This window comes from Micromonospora sp. DT81.3, assembly GCF_049847225.1.
Lineage (GTDB): Bacteria > Actinomycetota > Actinomycetes > Actinomycetales > Microbacteriaceae > Microbacterium.
Genome location: NZ_JBNCNY010000008.1, coordinates 50,971 through 77,864, shown reverse-complemented (window position 1 = coordinate 77,864; position 26,894 = coordinate 50,971). Strand labels below are relative to the sequence as shown.

General features: G+C 69.5%; 26 protein-coding genes. 16 read left to right on the top strand and 10 right to left on the bottom strand.

Features of this window, described 5'->3' with window-relative positions; genetic code table 11:
* Window positions 1-117: 117 nt before the first annotated feature.
* Window positions 118-516, top strand: coding sequence for a glucose-6-phosphate dehydrogenase (locus ACPW96_RS17185; RefSeq protein WP_425823031.1), 399 nt, complete (start codon window positions 118-120; stop codon window positions 514-516).
* Between the two features lie 38 nt (window positions 517-554).
* The gene (locus tag ACPW96_RS17180; protein ID WP_425884517.1) at window positions 555-1,634 is read left to right on the top strand and encodes a DNA glycosylase AlkZ-like family protein; all 1,080 of its coding nucleotides are present in this window, start codon (window positions 555-557) and stop codon (window positions 1,632-1,634) included.
* An 18-nt stretch (window positions 1,635-1,652) separates the two neighbouring features.
* Here ACPW96_RS17180 and ACPW96_RS17175 read toward each other — a convergent pair whose 3' ends face one another.
* Window positions 1,653-2,108: an SRPBCC family protein gene (locus ACPW96_RS17175; RefSeq protein ID WP_425823028.1), complete on the bottom strand. Its 456-nt coding sequence runs from the start codon at window positions 2,106-2,108 to the stop codon at window positions 1,653-1,655.
* A 201-nt stretch (window positions 2,109-2,309) separates the two neighbouring features.
* Here ACPW96_RS17175 and ACPW96_RS17170 point away from each other — a divergent pair, with 201 nt between their 5' ends.
* Entirely contained in the window at window positions 2,310-2,849 is a 540-nt protein-coding gene (locus ACPW96_RS17170) for a DUF5655 domain-containing protein (RefSeq protein ID WP_425884516.1), read from the top strand.
* Between the two features lie 54 nt (window positions 2,850-2,903).
* Here ACPW96_RS17170 and ACPW96_RS17165 read toward each other — a convergent pair whose 3' ends face one another.
* From ACPW96_RS17165 to ACPW96_RS17150, 4 genes are all read right to left on the bottom strand, one after another.
* On the bottom strand, window positions 2,904-3,053 hold the full coding sequence (locus ACPW96_RS17165; protein WP_425823024.1) for a hypothetical protein: 150 nt from the start codon (window positions 3,051-3,053) through the stop codon (window positions 2,904-2,906).
* Between the two features lie 98 nt (window positions 3,054-3,151).
* Window positions 3,152-3,322 (bottom strand): CsbD family protein, encoded by a 171-nt coding sequence (locus tag ACPW96_RS17160; RefSeq protein ID WP_425823022.1) that lies wholly within the window; start codon window positions 3,320-3,322, stop codon window positions 3,152-3,154.
* A 122-nt stretch (window positions 3,323-3,444) separates the two neighbouring features.
* The gene (locus ACPW96_RS17155; protein ID WP_425884515.1) at window positions 3,445-3,921 is read right to left on the bottom strand and encodes an ATP-dependent endonuclease; all 477 of its coding nucleotides are present in this window, start codon (window positions 3,919-3,921) and stop codon (window positions 3,445-3,447) included.
* 12 nt (window positions 3,922-3,933) lie between these two features.
* On the bottom strand, window positions 3,934-5,277 hold the full coding sequence (locus tag ACPW96_RS17150; RefSeq protein ID WP_425884514.1) for a Gfo/Idh/MocA family protein: 1,344 nt from the start codon (window positions 5,275-5,277) through the stop codon (window positions 3,934-3,936).
* 152 nt (window positions 5,278-5,429) lie between these two features.
* On the opposite strand from ACPW96_RS17150, the gene ACPW96_RS17145 reads away from it, so the two are divergent.
* The 10 genes from ACPW96_RS17145 to ACPW96_RS17100 all read left to right on the top strand — a co-directional run bounded on the left by ACPW96_RS17145 (window position 5,430) and on the right by ACPW96_RS17100 (window position 18,993).
* Window positions 5,430-6,437: a LacI family DNA-binding transcriptional regulator gene (locus tag ACPW96_RS17145; RefSeq protein WP_425884513.1), complete on the top strand. Its 1,008-nt coding sequence runs from the start codon at window positions 5,430-5,432 to the stop codon at window positions 6,435-6,437.
* Window positions 6,438-6,504: 67 nt separating this feature from the next.
* Window positions 6,505-8,289 (top strand): ABC transporter ATP-binding protein, encoded by a 1,785-nt coding sequence (locus tag ACPW96_RS17140; RefSeq protein WP_425884512.1) that lies wholly within the window; start codon window positions 6,505-6,507, stop codon window positions 8,287-8,289.
* A gap of 46 nt (window positions 8,290-8,335) precedes the next feature.
* Window positions 8,336-9,322: a hypothetical protein gene (locus ACPW96_RS17135; RefSeq protein WP_425884511.1), complete on the top strand. Its 987-nt coding sequence runs from the start codon at window positions 8,336-8,338 to the stop codon at window positions 9,320-9,322.
* Between the two features lie 177 nt (window positions 9,323-9,499).
* Complete coding sequence (locus ACPW96_RS17130; protein WP_425823010.1) at window positions 9,500-10,801, top strand: ABC transporter substrate-binding protein; 1,302 nt, start codon at window positions 9,500-9,502, stop codon at window positions 10,799-10,801.
* 70 nt (window positions 10,802-10,871) lie between these two features.
* A complete protein-coding gene (locus ACPW96_RS17125; protein ID WP_425884510.1) occupies window positions 10,872-11,867 on the top strand; it encodes a carbohydrate ABC transporter permease in 996 nt (331 codons plus the stop codon).
* The gene (locus tag ACPW96_RS17120; RefSeq protein ID WP_425884509.1) at window positions 11,864-12,793 is read left to right on the top strand and encodes a carbohydrate ABC transporter permease; all 930 of its coding nucleotides are present in this window, start codon (window positions 11,864-11,866) and stop codon (window positions 12,791-12,793) included. The genes ACPW96_RS17125 and ACPW96_RS17120 overlap by 4 nt, the downstream gene beginning before the upstream one ends.
* Window positions 12,794-12,795: 2 nt before the next feature.
* On the top strand, window positions 12,796-13,641 hold the full coding sequence (locus ACPW96_RS17115; RefSeq protein WP_425884508.1) for a hypothetical protein: 846 nt from the start codon (window positions 12,796-12,798) through the stop codon (window positions 13,639-13,641).
* 63 nt (window positions 13,642-13,704) lie between these two features.
* Complete coding sequence (locus tag ACPW96_RS17110; protein ID WP_425884506.1) at window positions 13,705-15,771, top strand: beta-galactosidase; 2,067 nt, start codon at window positions 13,705-13,707, stop codon at window positions 15,769-15,771.
* A gap of 83 nt (window positions 15,772-15,854) precedes the next feature.
* Window positions 15,855-17,366 carry an alpha-N-arabinofuranosidase gene (locus tag ACPW96_RS17105; protein WP_425884504.1) on the top strand — a complete coding sequence of 504 codons (1,512 nt, stop codon included), beginning with the start codon at window positions 15,855-15,857 and terminating at the stop codon, window positions 17,364-17,366.
* A gap of 340 nt (window positions 17,367-17,706) precedes the next feature.
* Entirely contained in the window at window positions 17,707-18,993 is a 1,287-nt protein-coding gene (locus ACPW96_RS17100; protein ID WP_425884503.1) for a DUF222 domain-containing protein, read from the top strand.
* A gap of 147 nt (window positions 18,994-19,140) precedes the next feature.
* On the opposite strand, the gene ACPW96_RS17095 is transcribed toward ACPW96_RS17100, so the two are convergent.
* Window positions 19,141-19,386: a hypothetical protein gene (locus ACPW96_RS17095; RefSeq protein ID WP_425884502.1), complete on the bottom strand. Its 246-nt coding sequence runs from the start codon at window positions 19,384-19,386 to the stop codon at window positions 19,141-19,143.
* A gap of 323 nt (window positions 19,387-19,709) precedes the next feature.
* Here ACPW96_RS17095 and ACPW96_RS17090 point away from each other — a divergent pair, with 323 nt between their 5' ends.
* Genes ACPW96_RS17090 through ACPW96_RS17080 form a run of 3 tightly spaced genes read left to right on the top strand, consistent with a single transcriptional unit; the run spans window position 19,710 to window position 23,106 of the window.
* Window positions 19,710-20,837 (top strand): Gfo/Idh/MocA family protein, encoded by a 1,128-nt coding sequence (locus ACPW96_RS17090; RefSeq protein WP_425823306.1) that lies wholly within the window; start codon window positions 19,710-19,712, stop codon window positions 20,835-20,837.
* Window positions 20,838-20,842: 5 nt separating this feature from the next.
* On the top strand, window positions 20,843-22,150 hold the full coding sequence (locus ACPW96_RS17085; protein ID WP_425884501.1) for a dihydrodipicolinate synthase family protein: 1,308 nt from the start codon (window positions 20,843-20,845) through the stop codon (window positions 22,148-22,150).
* Window positions 22,147-23,106, top strand: a complete 960-nt coding sequence (locus tag ACPW96_RS17080; protein ID WP_425884500.1) for a sugar phosphate isomerase/epimerase family protein — start codon at window positions 22,147-22,149, stop codon at window positions 23,104-23,106. Before ACPW96_RS17085 ends, ACPW96_RS17080 begins: the two co-directional genes overlap by 4 nt.
* Before the next feature lie 24 nt (window positions 23,107-23,130).
* On the opposite strand, the gene ACPW96_RS17075 is transcribed toward ACPW96_RS17080, so the two are convergent.
* The 4 genes from ACPW96_RS17075 to ACPW96_RS17060 form a co-directional block, all read right to left on the bottom strand.
* Window positions 23,131-23,931: a ThuA domain-containing protein gene (locus ACPW96_RS17075; protein ID WP_425822989.1), complete on the bottom strand. Its 801-nt coding sequence runs from the start codon at window positions 23,929-23,931 to the stop codon at window positions 23,131-23,133.
* Between the two features lie 97 nt (window positions 23,932-24,028).
* Complete coding sequence (locus tag ACPW96_RS17070) at window positions 24,029-24,772, bottom strand: cupin domain-containing protein (RefSeq protein WP_425884499.1); 744 nt, start codon at window positions 24,770-24,772, stop codon at window positions 24,029-24,031.
* A complete protein-coding gene (locus ACPW96_RS17065) occupies window positions 24,769-25,731 on the bottom strand; it encodes a PmoA family protein (protein WP_425884498.1) in 963 nt (320 codons plus the stop codon). Before ACPW96_RS17065 ends, ACPW96_RS17070 begins: the two co-directional genes overlap by 4 nt.
* On the bottom strand, window positions 25,728-26,882 hold the full coding sequence (locus ACPW96_RS17060) for a Gfo/Idh/MocA family protein (protein ID WP_425884497.1): 1,155 nt from the start codon (window positions 26,880-26,882) through the stop codon (window positions 25,728-25,730). The genes ACPW96_RS17065 and ACPW96_RS17060 overlap by 4 nt, the downstream gene beginning before the upstream one ends.
* Between the last annotated feature and the right edge of the window lie 12 nt (window positions 26,883-26,894).

The window sequence follows — 26,894 nt, the reverse complement described above, 5'->3', positions numbered from 1 at the left end:
ACTCAGGTCCAGCTCCTGCCAGGAACCGACCCGATGCGCGGCCTGGCCGGAGGATGACCCCGGGTGATGCCCGGCCGGCGCGGGTAGGATTCATGGGGATCCAGGAGGGACACCCCCATGAAGATCACCACGACATCCGATTGGCGTCAGTCGATCGCGTTCGACTCCCCCATGCTCGTCGCCGACCTCGTTCCCGGCGAACCGACGCGCTGCTTCACGTGCGGCACGGCGTCGGAGCTGCGTCCCCGTACCGAGCTGTGGGCGGTGAAGCACCGGCATCCGAACGATCACGCCGGCTACGTCCGGTTCTACTGCCGGCCGCACCTGCCGGCGGTGCAGCAGCACTCGACGCCGACCGCTGCCACGGCGAAGCCAGCGGCCGCTCGCGTCGCGCGACGCGCGCCTGCGCCGCGCAGCGTCGCGTCGAGCGACAGGGTGCGCGCGATGTGCCCTGACTGCTACGTCGAGATCTCGGCGACCGGCGTCTGCGGCATGTGCGGCCGACGCGTGGGCTGAGTCCGCGCCGCGGGGGAGGCGTGCTCTAACCTCGACGGGTGACGCATCGTCTCACCCTCGATCAGGCGCGGCGGATCGCCGTGCGCGCGCAGCTGCTGGACGCCGACCGCCCGGGCGACGTTGTGGAGGTCGCCGAGCAGCTGGGCGCCGTCAAGATCGACCCGACTGCCACCATCGCCCCCTGCGAGCACACCGTGCTGTGGTCGAGGATCGGCTGGTCGTACGAGTCGGGGCAGCTGATCAAGGCGGTCGAGATGGACCGGCTGCTCTTCGAGTACGACGGCGCCTTTCGTCCGGCGAGCCTGCTCCCGCTGATGCTGCCGGCGATGCGCGGATGGCCGCGGCGCGAGAGCAGCCGGCGGTGGCTGGAGGCGAACGCCGGATTCCGCGCCGATGTGGTGGCCCGGCTCCGCGCCGAGGGCCCACTGCTCGCGAGCCAGATCCCCGACACCGCGCAGGTCAGCAGGGCCCCCGACGGCTGGTCGGGGTCGAACCAGGTGCCGCACATGCTCGACTTCCTCATGCGGCAGGGCGTGGTCGCCATCTCGGGCCGCGAGAGCCGGCATCGCATCTGGGACCTTGCGGAGCGTGTCTACCCCCGGGATCTCCCGGAGTACGACGAAGACGAGGCTGCGCGGCTGCTCGATGAGAGGAGGCTGCAGGCAGCGGGCATCGCGAAGCAGAAGTCACCCTGGACGCCCGTCGGCGAGGCGGGCGAGCCGGCGACGATCGAGGGGATGCGCACCAAGTGGCGCGTGGATCCGGATGCCGTGGCCGCCCTCGATGAGGACGACGGCGGTCGGGTCGCGTTCCTCAACCCCTACGACGGGATGCTCTTCGACCGTCCGCGGCTGCGGGACGTCTTCGAGTTCGAGTACGTGCTCGAGCAGTTCAAGCCGAAGCCGCAACGGCGGTACGGCTTCTTCGCCCACCCGATCCTGCTGGGCGACCGCTTCGTGGGGATGCTGGATGCCGAGGTCGACAGGGAACGGGAGGTGCTCCGCGTGAATGCGGTGCACGAGTTCCTTCCGTTCGAGCCGGAGGAGGACGAAATGGTGCGCGCGGAGCTCGATGAGCTCGGGGAGTGGCTCGGTGTCAGCGTGGTCGACGCGCGCTGAGCCACCCCCGAAAGTCCGCTAGGCCGGGACGTCTCCGCGCCAGGCGCCCGTCTCGACGCCTTGGGACTCGATGAACTCCTTGAAGTTCTTGAGGTCCTTCTTCACCGCGTGCGAACCCGCACCCACCAGGGAGCCCACCTTCTCGATGAGTCCCTGGGGGTCCCAATCTAGCTGGACGGTGACGCGGGTGGTGGTGTCGCTCAGCTTGTGGAAGGTGACGACGCCGGCGTGCTCGGTCTCGCCGCCGGTGCTGTTCCAGGCGACGCGCTCATCCGGGTGCTGCTCGGTGATGACGGCGTCGAACTCACGCTTCTGGCCGCCGACGCTGATCTTCCAGTGGGTGTGCGTGTCATCGATCTGCGTGATCGACTCCACCTCGTCGAGGAACTTCGGGAAGCTCTCGAACTGCGTCCACTGGTTGTATGCCGTGCTCACGGGAACGTCTACGTCGATGGTTTCGATGATCTGCGCCATGGAGTCACTCCTCATTTCGGTTTCGATCGGTACTCCTCCATTCGACCCGATCCCGGAGGCGCCGTGGGAGGGCTTGACATCTCGCCGACAGCCAGTAGTGATCGCACGTCGCACCCGGTCGGGAGAGGGGGAAGCAGTCCTGCAGTCGAGGTCGAATGCGCCGTCATGGACATGCTGGAACGACGCTCCTACACTCAGGTCGTGGACGCCGCGACGCAGTCGATGATCGACAATCTGCCCAAGAACACCGGCAAGTCGCTGGAGGAGTGGTACGCGGTGCTCAGCCACGCCGGCCTGGAGAAGCACGCCGAGATGGTGGCGTACCTGAAAGGCGGACACGGCGTGAGCCACGGATACGCGAACGGCATCGTGCTGCAGTACCGGTCAAGGGATGCGGCGACCTCGGACGACGACCTCGTCGATGCCCAATACGCCGGTCCGAGAGCCGGCCTCCGTCCCCTCTATGAAGCCGTGATCTCGGCCGTGCGGCAGTTCGGCGACGACGTCGACGTGCGTCCGAAGAGGGCCAGTGTCTCGCTCCGTCGGTCCAAGCAGTTCGCTCTTGTGGAGCCGGCGAGCGCCAAGAGGCTTCAGCTGGGGATCAATGTGAGGGGCACAGCGCCCACAGAAAGGCTGAAGGCCGCAACGGGGATGTGCACGCACAACGTTTCTGTGACCTCGATCGACGAGGTGGACGAGGAGCTGCTCAGGTGGCTCAGGAAGGCCTACGAGCTCGCCTGAGTCGAAGCAGGGCTCCCGGCCATGGTCTGATCGGGCGCTGCGGCCCCGCCCGGATCAGGCGGGCGGCGCGTCGGGGTCGAGGGCCTTGAGCATGTCCTCCTCGACCGCGTTGTCTGCCTCCAACTGGTCTTCGGTCGTCTTGTCGCCACCGGTGGGTGCGCCGTCGTTCTCGACGGGTTGGTCGTCTCCTGGATCGCTCGTCATATCCGCAGACTACGCGCCCGGAAAGCCGACGGCACCGAAGAACCTCCCCGACAGCGAAACGGCCGGGACGAGGTCGTCCCGGCCGTTTCGTCGGTGGTTCAGCGGAAGGCATCCTTCACGTCTTCGCCGGCCTTCTTGAGGTTCGCCTCGGTCTGGTCGGCGTTGCCCTCGGCTTCGAGGCGCTCGTTGTCGGTCGCCTTGCCGAGGCCCTCCTTGGCCTTGCCTGTGAGGTCCTGAGCAGCGTTCTTGATCTTGTCGTCTGCACCCATGATGATCTCCTTCACAATGGCCCGCGGCGACTGTGGTGCGCGCGGGTGGAACTCCATCACACCCCTGTGGGCATCGTCAGGGCAAGGGGTTGACGGATGGTCTCAGAGGGGTCCTCTGGCGCTCAGAAAGCGCTCAGCAACTGCGCGATGGGCGGCGGGATGCGCTCCAGCGGCAGGGCGGACGCCAGAAGCTCCGCGTAGCGGCGCTTGTTGCCGCTGCGGCCGCCGAAGAAGCGCGCCAGCTGCTGTTCGGGCGTGCGCTCGCGCTGCGCCGGCTGCTGCTGCAACCGGCGAAACGACTCGAGTTCGCCCTGCTGGGCGATCAGCGACTCGACGCCGTGAATGCCGAGCGCGCGCACGAACTCCCCCTCCAGGTCCGGCTCGCAGACGAACACGGCATCGAGCACACGCTCGAAGTCCCGGCGTTCGGCCGCGTCGACCAGACCGAGCAGCCGGGCTCCCGCAAGATCCTGTGCGGCCCGACGGGCGCCCTTCGACCCCCCGAGGGCCACGACAGGAGGCATCGCCAGGCCGAGCCGGGCGCCGAGCGTCTCGACGGCGGCGCGATCGCTCTCCCCCTCGACGACGATGACGATCATGCGAGCCGCCGGCTACAGGGCGACCCCGAGGTCGAGGTCGGCGATCGTGACCGCCTGCCCGGTCTCGAGCGATCGATTGCCGGCGAGCCCGACTGCTACGGACCGAACGCCATCCCGCCATGATGCCGTGTGATCGAGAGGGTCATCGTCCACGCCCTCGAAGAGATCGCGCAGCAGGCGAGCATCGCCCCCGCCGTGCCCGCCCTCCCCCTCCGGGATCGGAACCTCGACGGCGGTCTCCCAGTGCTTCTGCAGCACGAGCCGCTCCGAGATCGGGCGCGTCCGGTCGCTCTCGACGCCTTCGGGCTGCGCGCTCGGATCGATCAGCACCCGTCCGTCTTCGCCCAGGAGCACAGCGCCACGCTCGATGACCGTGAGCTCGGCCCGGCCCTTGGTGCCGTTCACGGAAACGGTGTACCCCTCCCACGGCGAGTGCGCGTTGAGTGAGTACGACATCGAGGCACCGGAGGCGTAATCGACGACGAGGGCCAGGTTGTCCTCGATCGTGATGCCCTCGCCGAAGACGTCCTGGTCGCGCCGGTAGCCGTCGTACTGCTCCTGGTCGTAGTAGAGCGCCTTCATCGACGGCTCGCTCCGCAGGTCGAGGCTGAATGCGTCCTGAAGGGGCGAATCGACGGATCCGCGCTCGGGGCGCTCGCCGAGACCCCGTTCGGCGGCGTTGCGGTCGCCGTAGAACCGCAGGCCGCCCGAGGCGAAGACGCGAGCCGGGACATCGTCGATCCACCAGTTGACCAGGTCGAAGTGGTGCGACGCCTTGTGGATGAGCAGCCCGCCGGAGTTGGTCTTGTCGCGGTGCCAGCGGCGGAAGTAGTCGGCGCCGTGGGCGGTGTCGAGCACCCACTCGAAGTGCACGCTCGTGACGCGCCCGATCTCGCCGGATGCGATGAGGCTCTTCAGCGCGGTGTTGCGCGGCGAGTACCGGTAGTTGAAGGTGACCGTCACCGAGCGTCCGGTGCGCTCCGCCGCCTCGGCGATGCGGCGCACCCCTTCGACGGTGGTGGTCAGCGGCTTCTCGACGATGGCGTCGGCGCCGGCATCCAGTGCCGCGACCACCAAGTCGGCGTGGGTGGCATCCGGGGTCGTCACGATCACGGCGTCGATGCCTTCCGACCGCACTGCCGCGGGCAGCTCGGCCGGATCGAGGACGGCGGGCGCCGCGGCGCCCCTCGCTACGACCAGGTCACGGGCGAGCGCGGCCCGCCCGGGGTTGGTATCGGCGATCGCGATGAGTTCGGCGAAGGCGGCGTGCGGACCGGCGATCTCCTGCAGGTACATGCGAGCACGGGAGCCCGTTCCCACGAGCGCGTAGCGGCGGCGTGCCGGTTCGTTCGACATCGAGAACTCGTTTCGTCGGGGTAGGATCGCGGACGTGAGAAACCGCTTTCCCAGCCTAGGCGCTCGTCCGCGGAGGCGGCAACTCCCGGCCCACGCCCGGCAGCCGCGAGCGGCCGTTCTGCAATCGGGGGCATGATGATCGCAGGAGCACCATGACCAAACGCACAGGCATCCGAGACGTCGCCCGCGAGGCGGGCGTCTCGATCAGCACGGTGTCGAAGGCACTGAACCGGCCCGACGGCGTGAACCCGCAGCTGGTCGCCCGAGTGCGGCTGGCCGCCGACGAGCTCGGCTACGTCCCCCTCGAGGCGGCACGGCAGCTGCGCGTCCGCCGCAGCGGGCTGCTCGGGATGACGGTCATCAACATCGCCAACCCGTTCTTCGCCGAACTGATGGCGGGAGCCGAAGACGCCGTCGCCGTCGCGGGCCTGCGGGTGCTGGTCGGAAACAGTGATGACGACGTCACGAAGGAGCGCGACCACCTCGAACTGTTCGAGCGCGTGCAGGTCGAGGGCGCTCTCGTGACCCCGTTCGGCGACACCGGACCGTGGATCGATCGGCTGCGCGCGCGCGGCATCCCGGTCGTACTCGTCGACACCATGGATGATTCCGGCGCGCTGCCCTCCGTGTCGCTCGACGACATCGCCGGCGGCCGGATGGCGGCGGGACACCTCATCGACATCGGCCGGCGCCGGCTCGCCTTTCTCGGGGCTCGCGAAGAGGTGCGCCAGGTGCGTGAACGCCTCCAAGGCGCCCGCGAAGCGGTCGCGCAGCATCCGGAGGTCACGCTGGATGTCACGTGGTGCGAGCGGACCACCGCGAGGGTGGGCCAGCAGCTGGGTGCCCGCATCGCCGCGCTGGATGCCGCGGAGCGGCCGGACGGCATCATCACGACGAACGACCACATGGGGTGCGGCGTCGTGCACGGACTGGTGAGCGCCGGCGTGCGCGTGCCGGAGGACATCGCTGTGATCGGTTACGACGACATCGAGTTCGCCTCGATCGCTGCTGTGCCGCTGAGCTCCATCCGGCAGCCGGCGCGGGAGATGGGGAAGCGGGCGGGCGAGCTGCTGCTCCGCCACATCGCGGGCGATCTCGACGGTGTCACGCAGGTCGTGTTCCAGCCGGAACTGGTGATCCGCGCATCCACCGTCGGCTGATCCTGCGGCTCCGTCGTTCATCGCGCATTTCGGTCTCGTGCTCCGGAGCGCTCGGTACGATTGTCCCATGAGCGAGAAAGCGTTTACCCGTACCGCGGATGTCGTCGACGGCGCCCATCCCGCGCGGTCGGTGCTGCGCCTGCTCGCCCGGCGTCCCGGCCGGATGACCGTCGCCATCCTCGCGTTCGCCATGAAGGAGATCCCGCTCTGGTTCCTCCCGGTCGTGACCGGCGCGATCATCGACATCGTCGCGGACGGCGGCGCGGTGTCGTCGGTGCTCGTCTGGCTGGGAGTGGCGATCGTGCTGCTGCTGCAGAACTACCCGAACCACATCCTGTACACGCGCAATTTCATGACCGTCGTCCGTGACACCGGAGCCGGCCTGCGCAACGCGCTCGCCGCGCGGCTGCAGAGCCTCTCCATCGGATATCACACGCGTGCGAGTTCGTCGGTGGTGCAGACCAAGGTCGTGCGTGACGTCGAGAACGTCGAGCTGATGCTGCAGCAGGTCACGCATCCGCTGCTGTCGTCGGTGATGGTGCTCACAGGCGCCATCGTGATGACGGCCGTCGTCGTGCCGGAGTTCCTGCCCGTGTACGCGCTCACGGTGCCGTTCGCCCTGCTCCTCCGCTGGGGGATGGCGCGGCGGTCGCGCGCGCGCAACGAGGTGTTCCGGCGTGAGGTGGAGGCGTTCGCCGGCCGCGTCGGCGAGATGGCGTCTCTGATCCCCGTCACCCGCGCGCACGGCCTCGAGCAGACGGCGGTGAGCCGCGTCTCGGACGGCGCCGACGAGGTGCGGCGAGCCGGGCTCCACCTCGACATGCTGAACGGGCACGTCGCGTCGATCTCGTGGGTCGGCATGCAGCTGCTCGGTGTCGGATGCCTGGGCCTCGCCGCCGTCTTCTCGCTGACCGGCATCGTGCCGATCACCCCCGGGGAGGTCGTGCTGCTCTCGAGCTACTTCGCCCTGCTCACCCAGGGGCTCACCCAGCTGCTCATGCTCATCCCTGTCGGCGCCCGCGGGCTCGAGTCCGTCCGGTCCATCGCCGAGGTGCTGCAGGAGCCGGACCTCGAGCAGAACGAGGGCAAGCGCCGGGTCGACCGGGTCGCCGGCGAGATCACGCTGCGCTCCGTTTCCCACCGGTACCGGGATTCGGCGGTGGATGCGGTGCACGATGTGTCCTTCGAGATCCGACCGGGTGAGACAGTGGCCTTCGTCGGATCGTCGGGTTCGGGCAAGTCGACGCTGCTGAACCTCGTGCTGGGCTTCGTTCGTCCGACCGCGGGGACGATCCTCCTCGATGGAAGCGACATGCAGGAGCTGGACCTCCGCACGGTGCGCCGATTCGTGTCGGTCGTGCCCCAGGACTCGGTTCTCTTCGAGGGAAGCATCCGAGACAACATCGCGTATGGCCTGCCCCAGCTCGGGGACGAGGCGATCCACCAGGCGCTGCGGGATGCGAACGCGCTCGATGTCGTCGCGTCCCAGCCGGACGGGTGGGACACGATCGTCGGAGAACGCGGCGCGCGGCTCTCGGGCGGCCAGCGCCAGAGGCTGGCGATCGCCCGGGCCCTGGTGCGCAATCCACGCATCCTGCTGCTCGATGAAGCCACGAGCGCGCTGGACCCGGAGTCGGAGCAGCTTGTCAAAGAAGCACTCTCGCGCCTGATGAAGGGCCGCACGACCCTCGTCGTGGCACACCGGCTCTCGACGATCCGCAGTGCGGACCGCATCGTCGTGCTCGAGGGCGGTCGCATCGTGGAGGTCGGCGCACATGACGAGCTGCTGGTACGAGGCGGGCGCTACGCGCACCTGCACGCCACCCAGAACGGCGCGGCGGCGGCGGGATGACCGGCGTGCCTTCACCGCGGCATCCGCGCCACGCCAGCACGACGCCGTGACCGATCGCCGAGTCGCTCCCGGCGAGGTGTACCGCGACCCGGTCTACGACGGCGCGACCGATCCGACGGTGGTCCGCGATGTGGACGGCGGATGGTGGATGTTCTACACGCAGCGCCGGGCGACGCATCCCGATCCCGGCCCGGGCGTCGCGTGGGTGCACGGCAGCCGGATCGGCGTCGCCCGCGGTGAGGACGGGTACTCGTGGTCGTACGCCGGCACCCTCGAGCCCGACACCCTCGAGCCCGGTGACGCGGGCCTGTCGCTGCGCGCCGGCGCCCTCCCCGCGGAGATCGCGGAGACGCACTGGGCGCCCGACGTGGTGCGGGACGACACGGTCGCCGGCGACAGGCCTCGCTGGCGCATGTACCTCACGCAGATCGACGGGATCCCGGACCGGTGGGACGGTCACGACCGGCGGATCATCGAGTACGTCTCGGACGACCTGACGCACTGGGAGAGGCGCGGGCCGCTCGAGCTCGGCAGCGACCGGGTCATCGACGCGGCGGTCGCGCGCTGTCCCGATGGGAGCTGGCGGCTGTGGTTCAAGGACGAGGCGGCCGGGTCGGTGACGCGCGTGGCGGTCTCCCCCGACCTCGATTCATGGCGCCTCGAGGGCACGGCGATCGGCGGCAGACCGCACGAGGGCCCGTACGTCTTCGCCCTGGGAGGGTGGTGGTGGATCATCACGGACGAGTGGCGCGGAATCGCGGTCCACCGCTCGAGCGATGCGGTGGAGTGGGTACGGCAGGGCGGGCCGGAGAATGTGATCCTCGGCGACTCCGGGCCGCCGGAGCGCGGCATCCAGATCGGTCGCCACGGTTCGGTCGTCGTCACGGAGGACGACGCGCGCCTGTACTACTTCACGCATCCGTGGTGGGACGGATCGGAGCTCGGCACCAGCGAGGACGCCGATGCCAGGCTCAGTGCGGTGCACGTCGCGCGGCTGTCCGTGTGCGACGGCACGCTTCTCTGCGCGCGCTGACCGGCACATTCGGCCGCTCGCGCACCGTTACGCGATTGACTCTTGCGAAACGTTTTCCCGTCGGGTACGGTGATGGGCAAGCGCTTTCCAGTCACCAAGGAACGCCGTCAATCGCACGAAAGAACAACGAACGTTCGCCGGCTCACGACTCGGACGCGGACGTCAGAGAGGACGAAGATGTTCAGCAAGAAGCGGGCCATTGCTGCAATGGCCTTCACGGCGGGAGCCGCACTGGTCTTGGCGGGATGCGCGGGAGGCGACAACGCGGCGGAGCCCGCCGCCACCTTCGATCCCGACGAGGAGGTCACCCTCGACCTCGCCTTCTGGGGCAACGACATCCGCGCCGACCTGTACAACCAGGCGATCGAGGCGTTCAACGAGGAGTACCCGAACATCACGGTCAACTCGACGTTCCTCGCGTTCCCCGAGTTCTGGGAGAAGCGCCAGACCGAGGCGGCCGGCAAGAACCTGCCCGACGTGATGCAGTTCGACTACTCGTACCTGCGTCAGTACTCCCAGAACAATCTGCTGCTCGATCTCGAGCCCTACCTCGGCAACATCATCGACACCGAGCCGCTGCCGGAGAACATCCTCGACATCGGCGTGGTAGACGACAAGACGACCGGCATCGCCACGTCCACCAACGCGTGGGGTCTCTTCACCAACACGAAGCTTCTCGAGACCGCCGGTGTCGAGCAGTTCGAGGGCGGCAGCTGGGAGGACTACACCGAATGGATGGGCGAAGTCACCGACGGCGCCGGCGGGGCGTTCTGGGGCGGCAGCGACTTCACCGGCCGCATCCAGAACTTCGAGCTGCAGCTGCGCGCCGAGGGCAAGGACCTCTTCACCGAGGACGGTGAGCCGGGCTTCGACGAGGAGCGCCTCACCGAGTTCTGGGAGCAGGGCGCACCGATCCGCGAGGACGGCATCGGCATCCCGCAGCAGCGGGTGGAGGAAGTCGTCCCGAAGGGCGCGTTCGACAGCGCGCTGACCGCCAGCGAGCTCACGTGGGACAACTTCGGCGCCGGCTACCTCGCCGGCCTCGGAGCGGAGTACACCGAGCTGGGTCTGATCGAGCCGCCCGTCACGGAGGAAGGCGCGAAGGACCTGTACCTCAAGCCCTCGATGCTCCACTCGATCTCGGCCAACACCGACCACCCCGAGGCAGCGGCGACGCTCGTCAACTTCCTGGTCAACTCGCCGCAGTCCGGTGAGATCTTCGGCACCAACCGCGGCCTCCCGGCCTCCGAGACGGCGCTCGCGGCCGCGGAGCTCGACCCGCTCAGCCAGCAGGTGAAGGACTACGAGGCATCCATCGCCGACCGTCTCGGCGACGCTCCCCCGGTCCCGATCGTGGGTTACGGCACGCTCGAGGAGAAGTTCCGCCAGATCGGCACCGAGCTGAACTTCGGCACCATGACGGTTGACGAGGCCGTGAGCGAGTTCTTCACTGAGATGGACGTCGTCCTAGGCCAGTAGGACACCCGGGGCCCGGGCGGCGACGCCCGGGCCCCGCCCCGAACCTCCACCCAACGTTCAGGAGACCGACGTGAGTACGACAGCGACGAGAGTGATCGTCACCGGGGAAGACTCCTCGCGCAAGAACCTGCTGCGCAGACGGCGCGCAGAAGACGCAGGACGGCCGGGCCTGAAGCGGCGCGAACGCCGGGAGACGCTGACCGGGTACGGGTTCCTTCTCCCGTGGCTGATCGGCTTCATCGGCCTCACCGTCGGCCCGATGCTGTACTCGCTGTACCTGTCCTTCACCCGGTACGACATCTTCTCCGACCCCCGCTGGATCGGCCTGGACAACTACGTCCGCTTGTTCACGGAAGACCCCAACTTCATCCAGTCCTCGCAGATCACCCTGATCTACGTGCTGGTCGGCACCCCGATCACCCTCGCCGCAGCGCTGGCTGTGGCGATGCTGCTGAACTTCCGCGACAAGGGCAGCGGGTTCTTCCGCTCCGCGTTCTACGCCCCCTCGCTCATCGGGGCCTCGGTGTCGGTGGCCATCGTGTGGCGGGCGATGTTCTCCGACAACGGGCCGGTCGATAGCTCCCTGAGCCTCTTCGGGATCGACATCGGCGGGTGGGTCGGCAATCCCGACCTCGCGGTGCCGATGATGATCCTGCTGGCGGTGTGGATGTTCGGCGCCACGATGGTGATCTTCCTCGCCGGCCTGAAGCAGATCCCGAAGGAGCTGTACGAGGCGGCGGAGATGGACGGCGCCGGAGCGTTCCACCGGTTCCGGGCGGTCACCCTGCCGATGCTCTCACCGGTGATCTTCTTCAACCTGCTGCTCGGCCTGATCGGCGCCTTCCAGGTGTTCGCGTCGGCATACATCATCTCGAACGGCTCCGGCGGTCCCGCCGGCATGACGAACTACATCACGCTGTACCTCTACAAGCGGGGCTTCTCCGACGGCCAGATGGGCTACGCAGCCGCCATGGCGTGGGTGCTGCTCGTCGTCGTCGCCATCATCGCCTTCATCCTCTTCCGTACCCAGCGCTCCTGGGTGCACTACTCCGGAGACACCCGATGACCACTTCAAGCTTCTCCGAGGCCGCGCTCGTCCAGGTCGAGAACCAGGTCGACCCGGACCCCAAGGAAACCGCACGCCCCCGGAGGGTCAAGCGCAAGACCTGGCAGACCGTGATCTGGCTGGTCGTGCTGCTGGCCGTCACCGCGGTCGTGCTCTACCCGCTGCTGTGGCTGTTCCTGTCCACCTTCAAGCCGAACGGCGAGTTCGGGTCGAACATGGGTCTCCTTCCGAACAACCCGACCCTGGAGAACTACGCCAAGGTGTCCGAGGGCATCGCCGGGGTGCCGATGTGGCGGTTCTTCGCGAACTCCCTGCTGATCGCCGTCGTCTCGGTCATCGGCACCGTGTTCTCCTCCGCCCTGGCCGCGTACGCGTTCGCGCGGGTGCACTTCAAGGGCCTCGGCATCCTCTTCGCCGCGATGATCGGCACGCTCCTGCTGCCGTTCCACGTGCTGATCATCCCGCAGTACATCCTGTTCAACCGGCTCGAGCTGGTGGACACGTTCATTCCGCTGCTGCTGCCGAAGTTCCTGGCGACCGAGGCGTTCTTCGTCTTCCTGCTCGTGCAGTTCATCCGCCAGATGCCGCGTGACATGGACGAAGCCGCCCGCATCGACGGCGCGGGTCACCTGCGCATCTTCTGGTCGATCATCCTCCCGCTGATCAAGCCCGCCCTGATCACCTGCGCGATCTTCTCCTTCATCTGGGCATGGAACGACTTCCTCGGGCCACTGCTCTACCTGACGAGTCCGGAGAACTATCCGCTCCCGATCGCGCTGCGCCTCTACAACGACCAGAGCACCACGAGTGACTTCGGAGCCACCGTCACGGCATCCTTCCTCGCCCTCCTTCCCGTGCTCCTCTTCTTCCTGGTCTTCCAGCGCTTCCTCGTCGACGGCGTCGCCACCCAGGGACTCAAGGGCTGACGATGGCCATCGACCGCCGAGAAGCACGCGCCGCCAAGCGCGCGGACCTGTCGGGCAGCGGCCCGACGCTCCACGAGCGTCCGCCGGCGCGCTTCCCCGGGGCGACCGCGAGGTTCGCGCTCCTCGGCGAGGTGCTGCTCATCGGCCTGCTCGTGACGCTCGTCTCGCTGCCGCTCGTAACCTTTCCGGCCGCGCTGGCCGCCGGCATCCGCCACCTGCGCCGCTACATCGCCGCCGAGGCGTCGCCCCTCTTCGCCTTCTGGCGCGACCTGCGGGCCGCGCTCGCCGGGGGGCTCGTGGTCGGCGTGATTGCGCTCGTGCTGACGGCGATCCTGCTGCTGGATGTCGACCTGGCGGACTCCGGACTCCTGCCGGGCGGCGCAGCGATCGCGATCTTCGGCTGGGTCGGCCTCGCCGCCGTCGGCGTGTCGCTGCTCGCGGCCGCAGGCGCGTGGAGCCCGGAGCCCCATAAAGGGCGCGCGTCAGCAAGCCGGGGGTTTGGGGCGGAGCCCCAAACAGGGCGCGCGTCAGCAAGCCGGGGGTCTGGGGCGGAGCCCCATATAGGGCGCGCGTCAGCAAGCCGGGGGTCTGGGGCGGAGCCCCATATAGGGCGCGCGTCAGCAAGCCGGGGGTTTGGGGCGGAGCCCCATAAAGGCTGGCGCGGCGCCGTTCGGTCCGTGCCGCGCACGCTCCGAGGCGACATCCCCGGCACCCTCTACTTCGCCGCCACGGCGGTCTTCGTGGTGGTCCTCACGTGGGCGCTTCCGCCGCTGATCATCCCGGCGCTCGGTTGCGCCGCCCTCGCCGCGGTCGCCATCCCGGCGCGGGCACGGCGCACTCGCGCGTAGTCGCCGCTCGACTCGTCCCCTCCCTTCACCTGACCCATCCCCACTCAGACCAAGGAGTCTTCTGTGCTGTACGGCGCCGACTACAACCCCGACCAATGGCCAGAAGAGGTCTGGGACGACGATGTCCGCCTCATGCGTGAGGCCGGCGTGAACATCGTGAGCCTCGGCATCTTCGCGTGGTCGCGCATCCAGCCGGCCGAGGGCGTGTGGGACTTCGAGTGGCTCGACCGGGTGATCGACAAGCTGCACGCCGGCGGCATCCAGGTGAATCTGGCGACGGCGACCGCCTCACCCCCGCCGTGGGTGAGCGCGCGCTACCCCGACACGCTTCCCGCCGACGAGAGCGGCGCCTCCTACTGGCCCGGCAGCCGGCAGCACTTCGCGCCGTCGTCGCCGACCTACCGGCGCCTGGCGGGCGAGGTGGTCCGCCGCCTCGCCGAACGCTACGTCGACCACCCCGCCGTCGTGATGTGGCACGTGGGCAACGAGTTCGGCTGCCACCTGTGGGCCGACTACTCGGATGCCGCACGCGACGCGTATCGCGGATGGCTCCGAGCGCGGTACGGCACGACCGAGCGCCTCAACGAGGCGTGGGGCACCAATTTCTGGTCGCAGCGCTACGGCTCGTTCGACGAGGTCTTCCCGCCGCGCAAGGCGCCCTACAGCCACAACCCGTCGTCGATGCTCGACTTCCGCCGCTTCACGTCCGACATGCTGCTCGAGTGCTACCTGATGGAGCGCGAGATCCTGCTGGCGGCCGGTGCGACGCAGCCCATCACGACCAACTTCATGGGACCGTTCAAGCCCGCCGACTACAGCAAGTGGGCGCCGTTCATGGACGTGATCGCCGACGACTGCTACCCCGACCCCGCCAACCCCGACCGGGTGCGGGATGCGGCGTTCCAGCGCGATCTGATCCGCTCGCTGAAGCCCGGCGTGCCCTGGATCTTGATGGAGCAGGCGACGGATGCCGTGAACTGGCGTCCCGCGAACCCCGGCAAGGCACCAGGCGTGCTGCTGGTCGAGACCGCCCAGTCCATCGCCCGCGGAGCCGACGGGATCATGTTCTTCCAGTGGCGGCAGTCCCGTGCCGGCAGCGAGAAGTTCCACTCCGCGATGCTCCCGCACGCCGGCACCGACACGCGCACGTGGCGGGAGGTCACCGAGCTCGGCTCCCGCCTCGGGTCGCTCTCGCTGCCGGCGCCCGGTCGGGACGCCCGCGTGGCCCTGGTCTTCGACTGGGAGAACTGGTGGGCGGTCGAGGAACGCGATCACCCCGTCGACATCGACTATCTCGCCCTCTCGCTGCAGTGGTACGGGGCGCTGCACAAACGAGGCCTCATGGTCGACGTCATTCCTCCCGAGCGCGTGGACGACGGCTACGACCTCGCGATCGCGCCGGCCCTCTATCTGCTGCGCGAAGAGGGCGCCGCGGCGCTGACGCGCTTCGTCGAGGGCGGCGGCACGCTGCTCGCCGGCCCGTTCACCGACGTCGTGGACGAGCACGACCAGTTCCGCGCCGGCGGCTTCCTCGCGCAACTCGGGCCGGTGCTCGGCGTGCGGCTCGAGAACTTCGGCGCTCTTGCCGGCGCACACGGCGGGTCGGCCAGCGGCATGGGCGTCGGGGCGCAGAGCGGGCCCGCGGCGCGCGGCGAGCACGGCGGCTCGGCCGGATTCGTGCTTGACGGCGCGCCCGTGCGCGGAACACTTGTCGCCGAGGTGGTCGAGGCCGTCGGGGCAGACGTCGTCGCGAGCTTCACCGACGGCCCGTCGGCGGGTCTCCCTGCCGTCACACGGCACGCCTACGGCAGAGGCGAGGCCTGGTACGTCACGACGATGCCGGATGCGGCGGGCCTGGATGCGCTGGCTGGAGCGGTTGTCGACGCATCGGGGGTCACCCCCGTGGTGGCCGATCTGCCGGCCGACGTGGAGGTCGCCCGCCGCGGCGATCTCGTGACCCTGATCAATCACGGCGACGAGGCCGTCTGGATCGAAGTCGACGCAACGGATGCCGAGAGCGGCGTCGACATCGGTGGCCGCCGGCTGGACGCCCGGAGTGTGCTGTTCGCGCTGTCGCCCGAGACGGCATCCGCCCGCACCGAACGCGCTGACGCCGTCGCGACTCGATGACGGAGCTCTCCGCCCGTCCGCTGCCGAGGCGGCGCGGACGGCGATAGTCTCGACCCTTTCGATTCCGATTTTCAAGGACGCTCATGACCGATATCGCCAGGACGCATCTCGACCCCCGCTTCGCCATCGGAGACATCGACCGCCGCATCTTCGGCGGCTTCGTGGAGCACCTCGGACGGCACATCTATGACGGGATCTACGAGCCCGGGCATCCGTCTGCCGACGCGGACGGCTTCCGCACCGACGTGATCGAGCTGGTCCAGGAACTGGGCGTGACGACCATCCGCTATCCCGGCGGCAACTTCGTCTCGGGGTACCGGTGGGAGGACGGTGTGGGTCCGGTGTCCGAGCGCCCGCGGCGGCTCGACCTCGCATGGCACTCGACGGAGACCAACGAGGTGGGGCTGCACGAGTTCTCGTCGTGGCTGGAGAAGATCGGCAGCGACCTGATGCTCGCTGTGAACCTCGGCACACGCGGCACGCAGGAGGCCCTGGACCTGCTCGAGTACGCGAACCTGCCCGTGCAGACGGCGCTGACGGACCAGCGGGTGGCGAACGGCAGGGCGGAGCCGTTCGGGGTGCAGATGTGGTGCCTCGGCAACGAGATGGACGGGTTCTGGCAGCTCGGTCACCGCAACGCGGAGGACTACGGCAAGCTCGCCTCGCGTACCGCGAAGGCCATGCGGATGCTCGATCCCGAGCTGCAGCTCGTGGTGTGCGGGTCGTCGTCGCGCGCAATGCCGACGTTCGGCTCGTGGGAGCGGACGGTGCTCGAGCACACGTTCGCCGATGTCGACTTCATCTCCTGCCACGCCTACTACCAGGAGCACGACGGCAAGGCGCAGGAGTTCCTCGCCTCGGCCGTCGACATGTCGCGCTTCATCGACAGCGTGGTCGCGACCGCCGACCACGTCGCGGCGATGCGGGACAGCACGAAACGCATGATGATCTCGTTCGACGAGTGGAACATCTGGTACCTGCATCTTCCGGAGGGTGTGGAGGCCCCGGCACCGCAGCTCGATGACTGGCCGCTCGCGTCGCGGCTGCTCGAGGAGAAGTACCACGTGCTGGATGCCGTGGTCTTCGGCGATCTGCTGATCACCCTGCTCCAGCACGCCGACCGCGTGCGTTCGGCATCGCTGGCCCAGCTCGTCAACGTGATCGCGCCCATCATGACCGAGCCGGGCGGCGGTGCGTGGCGGCAGACGACCTTCTTCCCCTTCTCGATCACTTCGCGCCTCGCCGGCCGACACGCGGTGCGGCTCGCCATCGAGTCGCCGACGTTCACGAGCGAGCGCTTCGGAGAGGTCGGCACCATCAACGGCGTCGCGACTGTGGATGACGACGGCACGAGCGTCTTCCTGGTCAACCGCTCGCTGTCCGATCCTCAGGTCCTGGAGATCGACGTGACCGCCCTCGGGTCAGGGCTGTCGGTGCGGGAGTCGCACCTGATCGCGGACGATGACATCTACGCCGCCAACACCCTCGAGGATCCGGAGCGGGTCGCGCCCCGTCCGGCAGAGGCGACCATCGCGGACGGCGTGCTGCGCGTGACGATGCCGGCGGTGTCGTGGGTGGCGCTGCGGCTGGGGTAGGTCGGCGGCGGTTCTGGTGGTCGGCCGCGGGCTTGGTCTTAGGGCGGCGCGGGCCGTGTCGCGCCTCGTGAATCATCCCGGGCCGCGCGTGGGCTGAGGCCGCCCCAGCGAGTTGCCACGCGATCAGACGGTGCGCGATCCGAGCGGGAGCGCTGCTGAGTCGGATGTCTTGCGTGGGTCTCGCAGGCCCGAGTCTCCTGCACAGACGCGAATGCCGCGAGGTTGTCCCCAGGACGTTTCCCGCTAGCGCCGGATGTCGGAGGCCGATGCGAAGATGAGAACATGTCTTCGAATCTCGAGCCACTCATACGATGCGGCCATTGGGGTTCTCGTCGATTCCGTGGTCACGGGGCGGGCGGCGATCGCTGCTCTTCAGGCGCAGGAAGCGGAGGCGCTGGCCGGCGCGGCGAAGCTCGCATCACTGCGCGTGGCGGGCGAGCCGAGTGCGGTGGCTCGTGCGCGGGAGATGGAGATGCGATCCCTGGTCGCCGAGTTCGCCACAGCGGTGCGGGTCAGCGAACGCAGCATGCAGCGGCAGGTGAACGAGGCCGAAACACTCGTCGACGGATTTCCGCGGACGCTGGCTGCGTGGCGTGAGGGCACGATCGCCTCGGGACACGTCAAGGTGATCGTCGATGCCGGGTTCCACATCGATGACCAGGACGCTCGTCGTGCCTACGAGGTGGCGGTGCTCGCCCGCGCGGAGCGGGAAACGCCGGGACGGCTGCGGCCGGTCGCGCGCATCGTCGCCGACCGGCTTCATCCTCGCTCCGTCGACGAGCGGCACGAGGGTGCCAGGGTCGCCCGCGCGGTCGTGATCAATGACCTGCCCGACGGCATGGCGGAACTGATCGCGACCCTCCCCGCCGTGCTGGCACGGGGAATCCACGACCGATTGAGCGAGCAGGCGCGCGCCGTGAAGGCGGCGCGCTCACGCGACGACGAGCCGGACGCCGCGACCGGTGGCCCAGCCGAGCCACTCCGCGCGTCGGCGATGCCGCCGGGTGAGCATGACCCCGAGCCAGTCGACGACCGCTCGATGGACGAGCTTCGCGCCGACATCCTCTGCGACCTGCTGCTTACAGGCAGCCCCACGATCGACGATCCAGCCACGGCCCTCGGTGCGATCCGTGCGACCGTGCAGGTGACCGTTCCGGTCCTCACTCTGGCGGGGCGCTCGGGCGCCGCTGCCACGCTCGCAGGGTCGGGGCCGATCGACGCCGAGACGGCGCGGGTCCTCGCCGGCGGTGCGACCGGCTGGGACCGCGTGATGACCCACCCGGTCACGGGTGCGGTGTTGGCCGTCGATCGCTACCGCCCCAGCGAAGACCTGAGGCGCGCGCTCCGCGTCCGCGACGAGCACTGCCGGTTCCCCGGATGCCGGATGCCGGCTCACCGGTGCGATCTCGACCACAGTCACGACGCCGTGCTCGGTGGCGCGACGTGCGAAGCAAACCTCACGCACCTGTGCAGGCGCCACCACACGCTGAAGCACGCGACCCGGTGGACGGTGCGACAACTTGCCGGCGGAGTGCTCGAATGGACCAGCCCCGCGAGTCGTCACTACACAGACACCCCGGTGCCGGTCGTGCGGTTCATGCCGTCCGGGGATCCGCCGCCGTTCTGACAGGCGGAACGTGAGCTGCGGTTGTGTGCCTGTTCCAGCTCGGTCAGTCCTGAGCGTCCTCCAGTCCGGTCAGTCCTGAGCGTCTTCCAGTTCCGTCAGTCCTGAGGGTCTTCCAGTTCCGTCAGCCCTCAGCGTCTTCCAGTTCCGTCAGTCCTGAGCGTCTTCGATCTCGCCCGCCGCGATCGCGTCCGCATACTTGCGGATATCCGGACCCGGCTCGTAGTCGATGAAGCGGTCCTTCATGCGCCGGTTGAGTTCCACGAACGCGTCGTCGGACGAGATGCCGCTCTGCGACCGGGCGATGTCCACCACCGCCTCCCGCAGCACAGCGTCCGCATCGTCGAGGATCTTGGCTCGGGCGGGTTCGTTCCACCGGATGTCTTCTGCCTTCATTCGTGGAGGCTAACCCGAGGAGCTCCCGAGCAGGGCGGGGTTGCAACCCGACCTGCGAACCGGTAACGGTGCGCGCCGCGCGCTGCCGGCGCCGAGACCTTCGTGTCCGGCGAGCCGCCCCGCATCGCCGTCTCCACCGCCGCTTGCGCGATGGCCTCGCCACGTGCGAAACTATTCGGAAAGCGTTTACCCGATCACTTCGGGACACCGACGAACGCACCGAGCGAAACGGAAAGACCGTGTCAGAGACGACCATCCTCGCCCCGGCCCCGGCCCCGGCATCCACCGCCCCCGCGCCGAGCACCCGCGAGATCGGCATCATCATGAACGGCGTCTCCGGCCGCATGGGATACCGGCAGCACCTGGTGCGCAGCATCCTGGCCATCCGTGATCAGGGCGGCGTCGTGCTGCCGGACGGATCCCGCGTCACGGTGCGTCCCCTGCTCGTCGGCCGCAGCGAAGCCAAGCTCGCCGAACTGGCCGCCCAGCACGGCATCGAGGACTACACGAGCGACCTCGACGCGGCCCTTGCGGATCCCCGCTGGGAGATCTACGCCGACTTCCTCGTCACGAAGGCCCGCTCCTCGGCGCTTCGCAAGGCGATCGCCGCCGGCAAGACGATCTACACCGAGAAGCCCACCGCCGAGACCGTCGACGAGGCCCTCGAGCTGGCGAACCTCGCCGCCGCCGCGGGCGTGAAGACCGGCGTCGTGCACGACAAGCTCTACCTTCCGGGCCTGCAGAAGCTCAAGCGCCTCATCGACTCGGGCTTCTTCGGCCGCATCCTGAGCGTCCGCGGAGAGTTCGGCTACTGGGTCTTCGAGGGCGACTGGCAGCCCGCGCAGCGCCCCTCCTGGAACTACCGCGCCGAGGACGGCGGCGGCATCATCGTCGACATGTTCCCGCACTGGAACTACGTGCTCGAGAACCTGTTCGGCGAGATCAAGACCGTGTACGCACAGGCAGCCGTTCACATCGCCGACCGCTGGGACGAGAAGGGCGAGCACTACACGGCCACCGCCGAGGACGCCGCCTACGGCATCTTCGAGCTCGCCGACGGCGTCATCGCCCAGATCAACTCCTCTTGGACCGTCCGCGTGAACCGCGACGAGCTCGTCGAGTTCCACGTGGACGGCACCCACGGCTCGGCCGTGGTCGGCCTGTTCGGCGCCAAGATCCAGCCCCGCAACGCCACCCCGAAGCCGGTCTGGAACCCCGATCTGGCCGACGACCACGACTACGACGCCGACTGGATCGACGTACCGACGAACGAGATCTTCCAGAACGGCTTCAAGCAGCAGTGGGAGGAATTCCTCGTGTCGGTCGTCGAGGGCACCGACTACGAGTTCGATCTCCTCTCCGGCGCGCGCGGCGTGCTGCTGGCCGAGGCCGGCCTGCAGTCCAGCCGCGAGGGCCGCAAGGTCGAACTGCCGAAGCTCGCGCTGGGCTGACGTTGATGCTTCGACAGAGCTCAGCGACCGGGCAACTCACGCTCCTCGACGTCTCGGGCGCCACGACCCGCATCGAACTCGCCCCGGCGCCCTCGTTCTCCAAGCCCACCGCAACGCTGCGCAGCCGCGTGGCGTACGCCGCCGCGCACGTGGTGCCGGTGGCGTGGGGCGAGAACACCCCCGGCAGCCCGGCCGACATCGATTGGGACTCGACCCTGGCGTTCCGCCGCCACGTGTACTCGTGGGGTCTCGGAGTCGCCGACGCCATGGACACCGCGCAGCGGAACATGGGCCTGGACGCCACGGCGACGCGGGAGCTGATCGCCCGCAGCGCTGAGGTCGCCCGCGAAGAGGGCGGCTCGGTTGTCGTCGGCGTCAACACCGACCACGTCGATGAGGAGTTCATCGGCCTGGACGCGATCATCGACGCGTATAAGGAGCAGCTGCACTTCACCGAGGAGCAGGGGGCGGGCCCTGTGCTCATGGCCAGCCGCCACCTGGCTCGCGCGGCGACGTCGGCCGACGACTACCGCCGCGTCTACCGCGAGGTGCTCTCGGCGGCCACCACGCCCGTCGTGCTGCACTGGCTCGGAACGGCCTTCGACCCCGTGCTCGCCGGCTATTTCGGCTCGAGCGATTGGCCCGCGGCATCCGAGGTGCTGCTGGAGGTCATCGCGGAGAACACCGACAAGATCGCCGGCGTCAAGATGAGCCTGCTGGATGCCGCGGCCGAGGTGTCGGTGCGCGAGCGCCTCCCCGAATCGGTGCGCATGTTCACCGGCGACGACTTCAACTACGTGGGCCTGATCGGCGGAGACTCGCTTCCGGCCACGGGAACGGTCCCCGAGCCTGTCGAGGGGTCGAGCGCACGGCATGCCGCCCAGAGAACGGGCTCGCTGAGCGCCGAAGCCGTGCACTCGACGGCAACCGGTACCCTCGCGGCCGAGCGGGGACACTCCGACGCGCTCCTCGGCGCATTCGCGGCTCTCACGCCCGTCGCCTCGGCGGCCATCCAGGCGCTCGACGCGAACGACCCCGACGCGTACCTCAGCATCCTGGGCCCGACCGAGGAGCTCAGCCGGCAGGTCTTCGCCGCCCCGACGTTCTACTACAAGACCGGCGTCGCGTTCCTGTCGTGGCTGAACGGCCACCAGAGCGCCTTCCAGATGGTCGGCGGCCTGCACTCGGCGCGGAGTCTCCCGCACCTCAGCGAGATCGTCCGCCTCGCCAACGCCTCGCAGGCGCTCGAGCGCCCGGAGCTGGCGGCCGAGCGCTGGAACGGCCTGCTGCGCCTGAACGGAGTGGACGCATGACCGCCGGAGACACGGTCACGACAAGCACAGACACGGTCACGACAAGCACAGACACGGCCACGACGAGCGCAGCCACGGCTTCGCGGCCGGATCCCCGCCTCTCGATCAACCAGGCGACGATCAAGTACGCCGACCTCGCCACCGCCCTGCGGGTCACCGCCGAAGCCGGCGTGCAGGCGATCGGCCTGTGGCGCGAGCCCGTGCAGGCGGTCGGCCTGAAGACCGCCGCGGAGCTGCTGGCGGCCTCCGGTCTGCGCTTCACGACGCACTGCCGCGGCGGATTCTTCACGCTCCCGGAGGGACCCGCCCGACGCGCTGCCATCGACGACAACCGTCGCGCCATCGAGGAGGCGGCGACCCTGGCCGCGGCCGGCGCGGAAGGATCCACGGCGATCCTCGTGCTCGTCGCCGGCGGCCTGCCCGAGGGCTCGCGCGACCTGATCGGCGCGCGCCGGCGGGTGCGCGACGCGATCGGGGAGCTGGTTCCGGATGCCGCGGCCGCCGGCGTCACGCTGGCGATCGAGCCGCTGCATCCCATGTACGCCTCCGACCGTGCGGTCGTATCGACGCTCGGCCAGGCCCTGGACATCGCCGCGGACTTCGAGCCGTCGGTGGTCGGAGCGACCGTCGACACCTTCCACATCTGGTGGGATCCGGACGTGCTCGCACAGATCGCGCGAGCGGGCCGCGAGGGCCGGATCGCGACCTACCAGGTGTGCGATTGGAAGACCCCGCTGGCCGCCGACGTGCTGCTCAGCCGGCACTATCCGGGCGACGGGGTCATCGACTTCGGCTCGTTGACCGGCGCCGTGGTGGATGCCGGGTACACGGGCGACATCGAGGTCGAGCTGTTCAACGAGGACATCTGGGCGACCCCGCACGACGAGGTCGTACGCCGCACGGCCGCGGCCTTCGGCGCGGCGGTCAGCCCGCACCTCGCGCCGCTGGGGCGCTGACGCCCTGCTGAACCGACCCGGCGCTCAGCCCTCGGCATCCAACCGCGCGGCCCAACGTGCGGCGCCGCGCAGCAGGTCGACGTGCTCCGGGGACGCGAAGGACCGCTCGTCATGCCCGAGGGCGGATACGACGGCGCGCGTCGCACCGTACTCGTGCGTCCACACCAGCGGATGCGTCCGGCCCTCGTGCTCGTGCACCGCGAGGACCGTGACGTCGGCGTCGACCGCCAGGTCCGTGTAACGCTCGTCGAACAGCCGAAAGGCGCCGGTCTCGCCGGTGGTGACACGTGCGGTGACCGGATGCCGCGCCAGGACGCGCACCGTCGCCTCGGAGATCTCCGGATGGAATGACCGCCCCTCGATCCACGCGCCGCCGATCGCCGAGCGCCACTCGGGATAGTCGCGCAGCGTCGAGACCGCGTTGTGCACCGCGAGGATGCCGATGCCACGGTCGAGTGCGGCACGCAGTCCTGCCACCGCGGCATCCGGAGCACCGTGGCCCGTCTCGCCGTTCCGCCACGGGTCGCCCGCGTTCACGACCAGCAGGTCGGGCGGCTCGGCGTCGGGAAGGACCACGCCGTGGGGAAGGGGCGCGCCCTCGGGAAGGACCGAGCCGTCGGAATGGTCCGCGCCGTCGAGATCGAGCGCCCTGTCGGGAAGGACCGCGCCCCCGAGGCCCGCGAGCGCGGAGTCCAGGTCGTCCTCGAGGGTCACGGTCCAGCCATCGGCCTCGAGCGCCTCGGCGATCAGGCGCGAGGTGGAGACGAACGGGTGCCAGGGGTCCGAGTAACGGCCCGTTCCTGCGGCGACGATCGCGTGCGGCATCCGGTCAGTCTCCCTCATCGGTTCGGTTGTCTCGCGCGGATCGCTCCCGCGCCGAGTTCGGCCGCACTGTCTTCGTCAGGGCTTCCGGGCAGCACGTTCAGTCGACGTCGTAGGTGCGCAGCAGGCCGCACATCCCGAAGCGACGCTCGCCCTCCGCGCCGGAGCTGGAGCGCGGCTCCGCAGCGCCCAGCAGCGCGGCCGATCCGGAGGCGATCTCGGCCAGCAGCTGCTCGCCGCGGCGGGCGTCGGCGAGCACGCTGTCCTCGCGCAGCCGCGACCACTCGACGGAACGCGGAGCGACGAGCGCCGCGGCCCGCTCGTAGAAGCGCTCGAGCGGGGCGAGGTCGCCGCCCTGCACCGCCGCCCGCAGCGCCACGAAGCCCCGCACGGCGGCGTCCCGCCGGGCACGGGCGGCCTCTGCGGCCGCGGACCGGTCGGGCGCGGCATCCGGCAGCCGTGCCGCCTCGCCGTACCGCTCGGCATCCGCGAGCACCTCGTCGGCGAACGTCATCACCGCGTCGCCCGCCTCGGGCAGGCCGCGGTTGCTCATGATCACGACGACCTCGAGGCCGCCGCCATTGACGACCCGGTGGATCGTGCCGGGTGCGAACCATACGGTCGCGCCCGGTGCCAGGTCGTGCTCGCGGTAGCCGGTGCGGTCGAGGGTCTGAAGCGATCCGGAGCCCGCCGTGACGACGTAGGCCTCCGTCGACACGGTGTGCAGATGCGGGGTGCCGCCGGGCAGGCCGTCCGGACCGACGCCGAACCCGGCGGGCACGGCGTCGTCGTAGACGCGCAGCCGGCTCACCGACGTGCCGCCGGGAAACACGACGTCGGTCACACCGACACCCTGCTCTCGTCGCGCTCGGCCGCCTCGCTGCCGATGAGCGCCGCGAGCCCCTGATCCGCCAGGGCCTCGACCTCCGCGCCGGGGGCCGAGCCGTCGGCGATCACCACCGCATAGCGGAAGGTCACCTCTTCGCCGCGCGCGAGCAGCACCTCCTCAGAGAAGAACGGCGCCGGGCACATGCACGCGAACTCTTCGGTGCGCGCGAACCACTGCGGCGGGTGATGGATGTTGCCGGGGTCATCGACCATCACCAGAGTGGATGCCTCATCGATGCCGTCGTGCCGGCCGGTGAATCCCATCCAGGCGTGCCGGGTGCCCCGGAGCTCGTCGCCGCCGTCGCCGTCGACGGTGCGCAGCCGGCCGTTGGTGAACGATCGGGGTCCGCGCCAGAACAGCCCGCCGTAGCCGGCATTCTCGCGGCCCCTGGTGGTCGGCGATCCGATCCACAGATCCTCGGGGCCGACGTTGCGCATGCGCGACTCGAAGGTCAGGACCCATGCCCCCGCGGCGACGCCCGCATCGGGGAGCGTCGCCGTCAGGCTGCGGGTCTCGTCGATGATGTGCACGCCGGCCTGGGTGATCCACCTCAGGCGATGCGCGAGAACGGCAGAGTCGGCATCCGCCCGCAATTCGGTCAGCTCCGCGTGCTCGGCGCGTCCGTTGTTCTCGAGCTGCACGTAGAACCGGTCGCGCACGAAGGTCGGCCCACCCCAGAAGTTCTCGGTGCCCACATGAGGCAGCGACCACGCGATGCCCTTGTGCCACACGTGATCGTGCGGGCGGAAGAGGCTCACGAGGTGCCCCGCGCGGGTGCGGAGCGGGTGCAGGTAGGGCTTCGGCGACTCGAGCGGCACGGTGTCGGGCGCGTACACGTACTCGGCGAGCTCCACGCCGTCCAGCCGAACGGAGACGCTGCGATCGAGCTCGTGGACGATGCTGAAGCCGCTCATCGCGCCTCCCGCCTTGCCGACGGCGCGGCTGCAGCCGCCGAAGACACAGCGGCCCAGGGTGCGCCCGTGCCCTCCATGCTCTCGTAGAACGGATGCCCCGGGCCGATGTCCCCTGCCGCGATCGTGGTGTCGGTGAAGGCGGAGGCGTAGAGCGCCGCCGCCAGCGACAGGGTCTCGCGGGCATCCGTGATCGTGACGGGGGCCGGCGTGCCGGCCTCGCGTGCTGCGACGATCGCGCCGAACTGCGCGGCATGACCGCTCGGGACGCCGGTGGCACGCTCGGCCCACGTTTCGGCCAGTGCCTCCGAGCCGGGCGCCGGGGTGAGGCTCCAGTTGCCCGCGTCGTAGCCGTAGAGGTGCACGAGCTCGGCCGTCGCGTTCTCGAAGTCGAAACGCAGCCGCGAGACCTGGCTCGGTGACACAAGGGAGTTGAGCACGGTGGCGATCGCCCCGTTCTCGAATGTCACGATCGCGGCCGAGACGTCCTCGGTCTGAGTGGTGCGGGCCTGCCGAGCGGCGACGGCGCGGACCGTGGACCACGGCCCCAGCACCGAGAGCAGCAGATCCATCTGGTGGATGCCGTGCCCCATGGTCGGCCCGCCGCCCTCGACATCCCACTTGCCGCGCCACGGCACGGCGAAGTAGTCCTCGTCGCGGTACCAGAGCGTCTCGCAGACGGCCACCAGGGGACGTCCGAGCAGACCCTCTGCGAGCGCCGAGCGCAGGGCTTCCGCACCGGCGCCGAATCGCTGCTGGAAGAGCCCGATGGCGCTGATGCCCGTCTCGAGCTCGACGGTATGCAGGCGGTCGAGCTCGGCGAGGGACAGCGCCGGGGGCTTCTCGATGATCGGGACCGACCCGCCGCGCAGCACCTCGATGGCAAGCGGCACGTGCGAACCGGGAGGGGTGCAGATGTGCACGTAGTCGGGTCGCGTCTGCTCGAGCAGCTCGGCCACGCTCCCGTACGTCGCGGGCACCGCGAACCGCTCGGCGAAGTCCCGGGCTCGGGTGGGGTCCAGGTCCACGACTCCTACGAGCCGGGCGCCCTCGGGCTGCGTGCAGCCCGGCTGGCTGTCGCCGAGGTGGAGGAGTGCCTCGGCGTGCGCGTGGGCGATGGCGCCCGTGCCGACGATGGCGGAGGTGATGGTCATGACTCTCTTCCG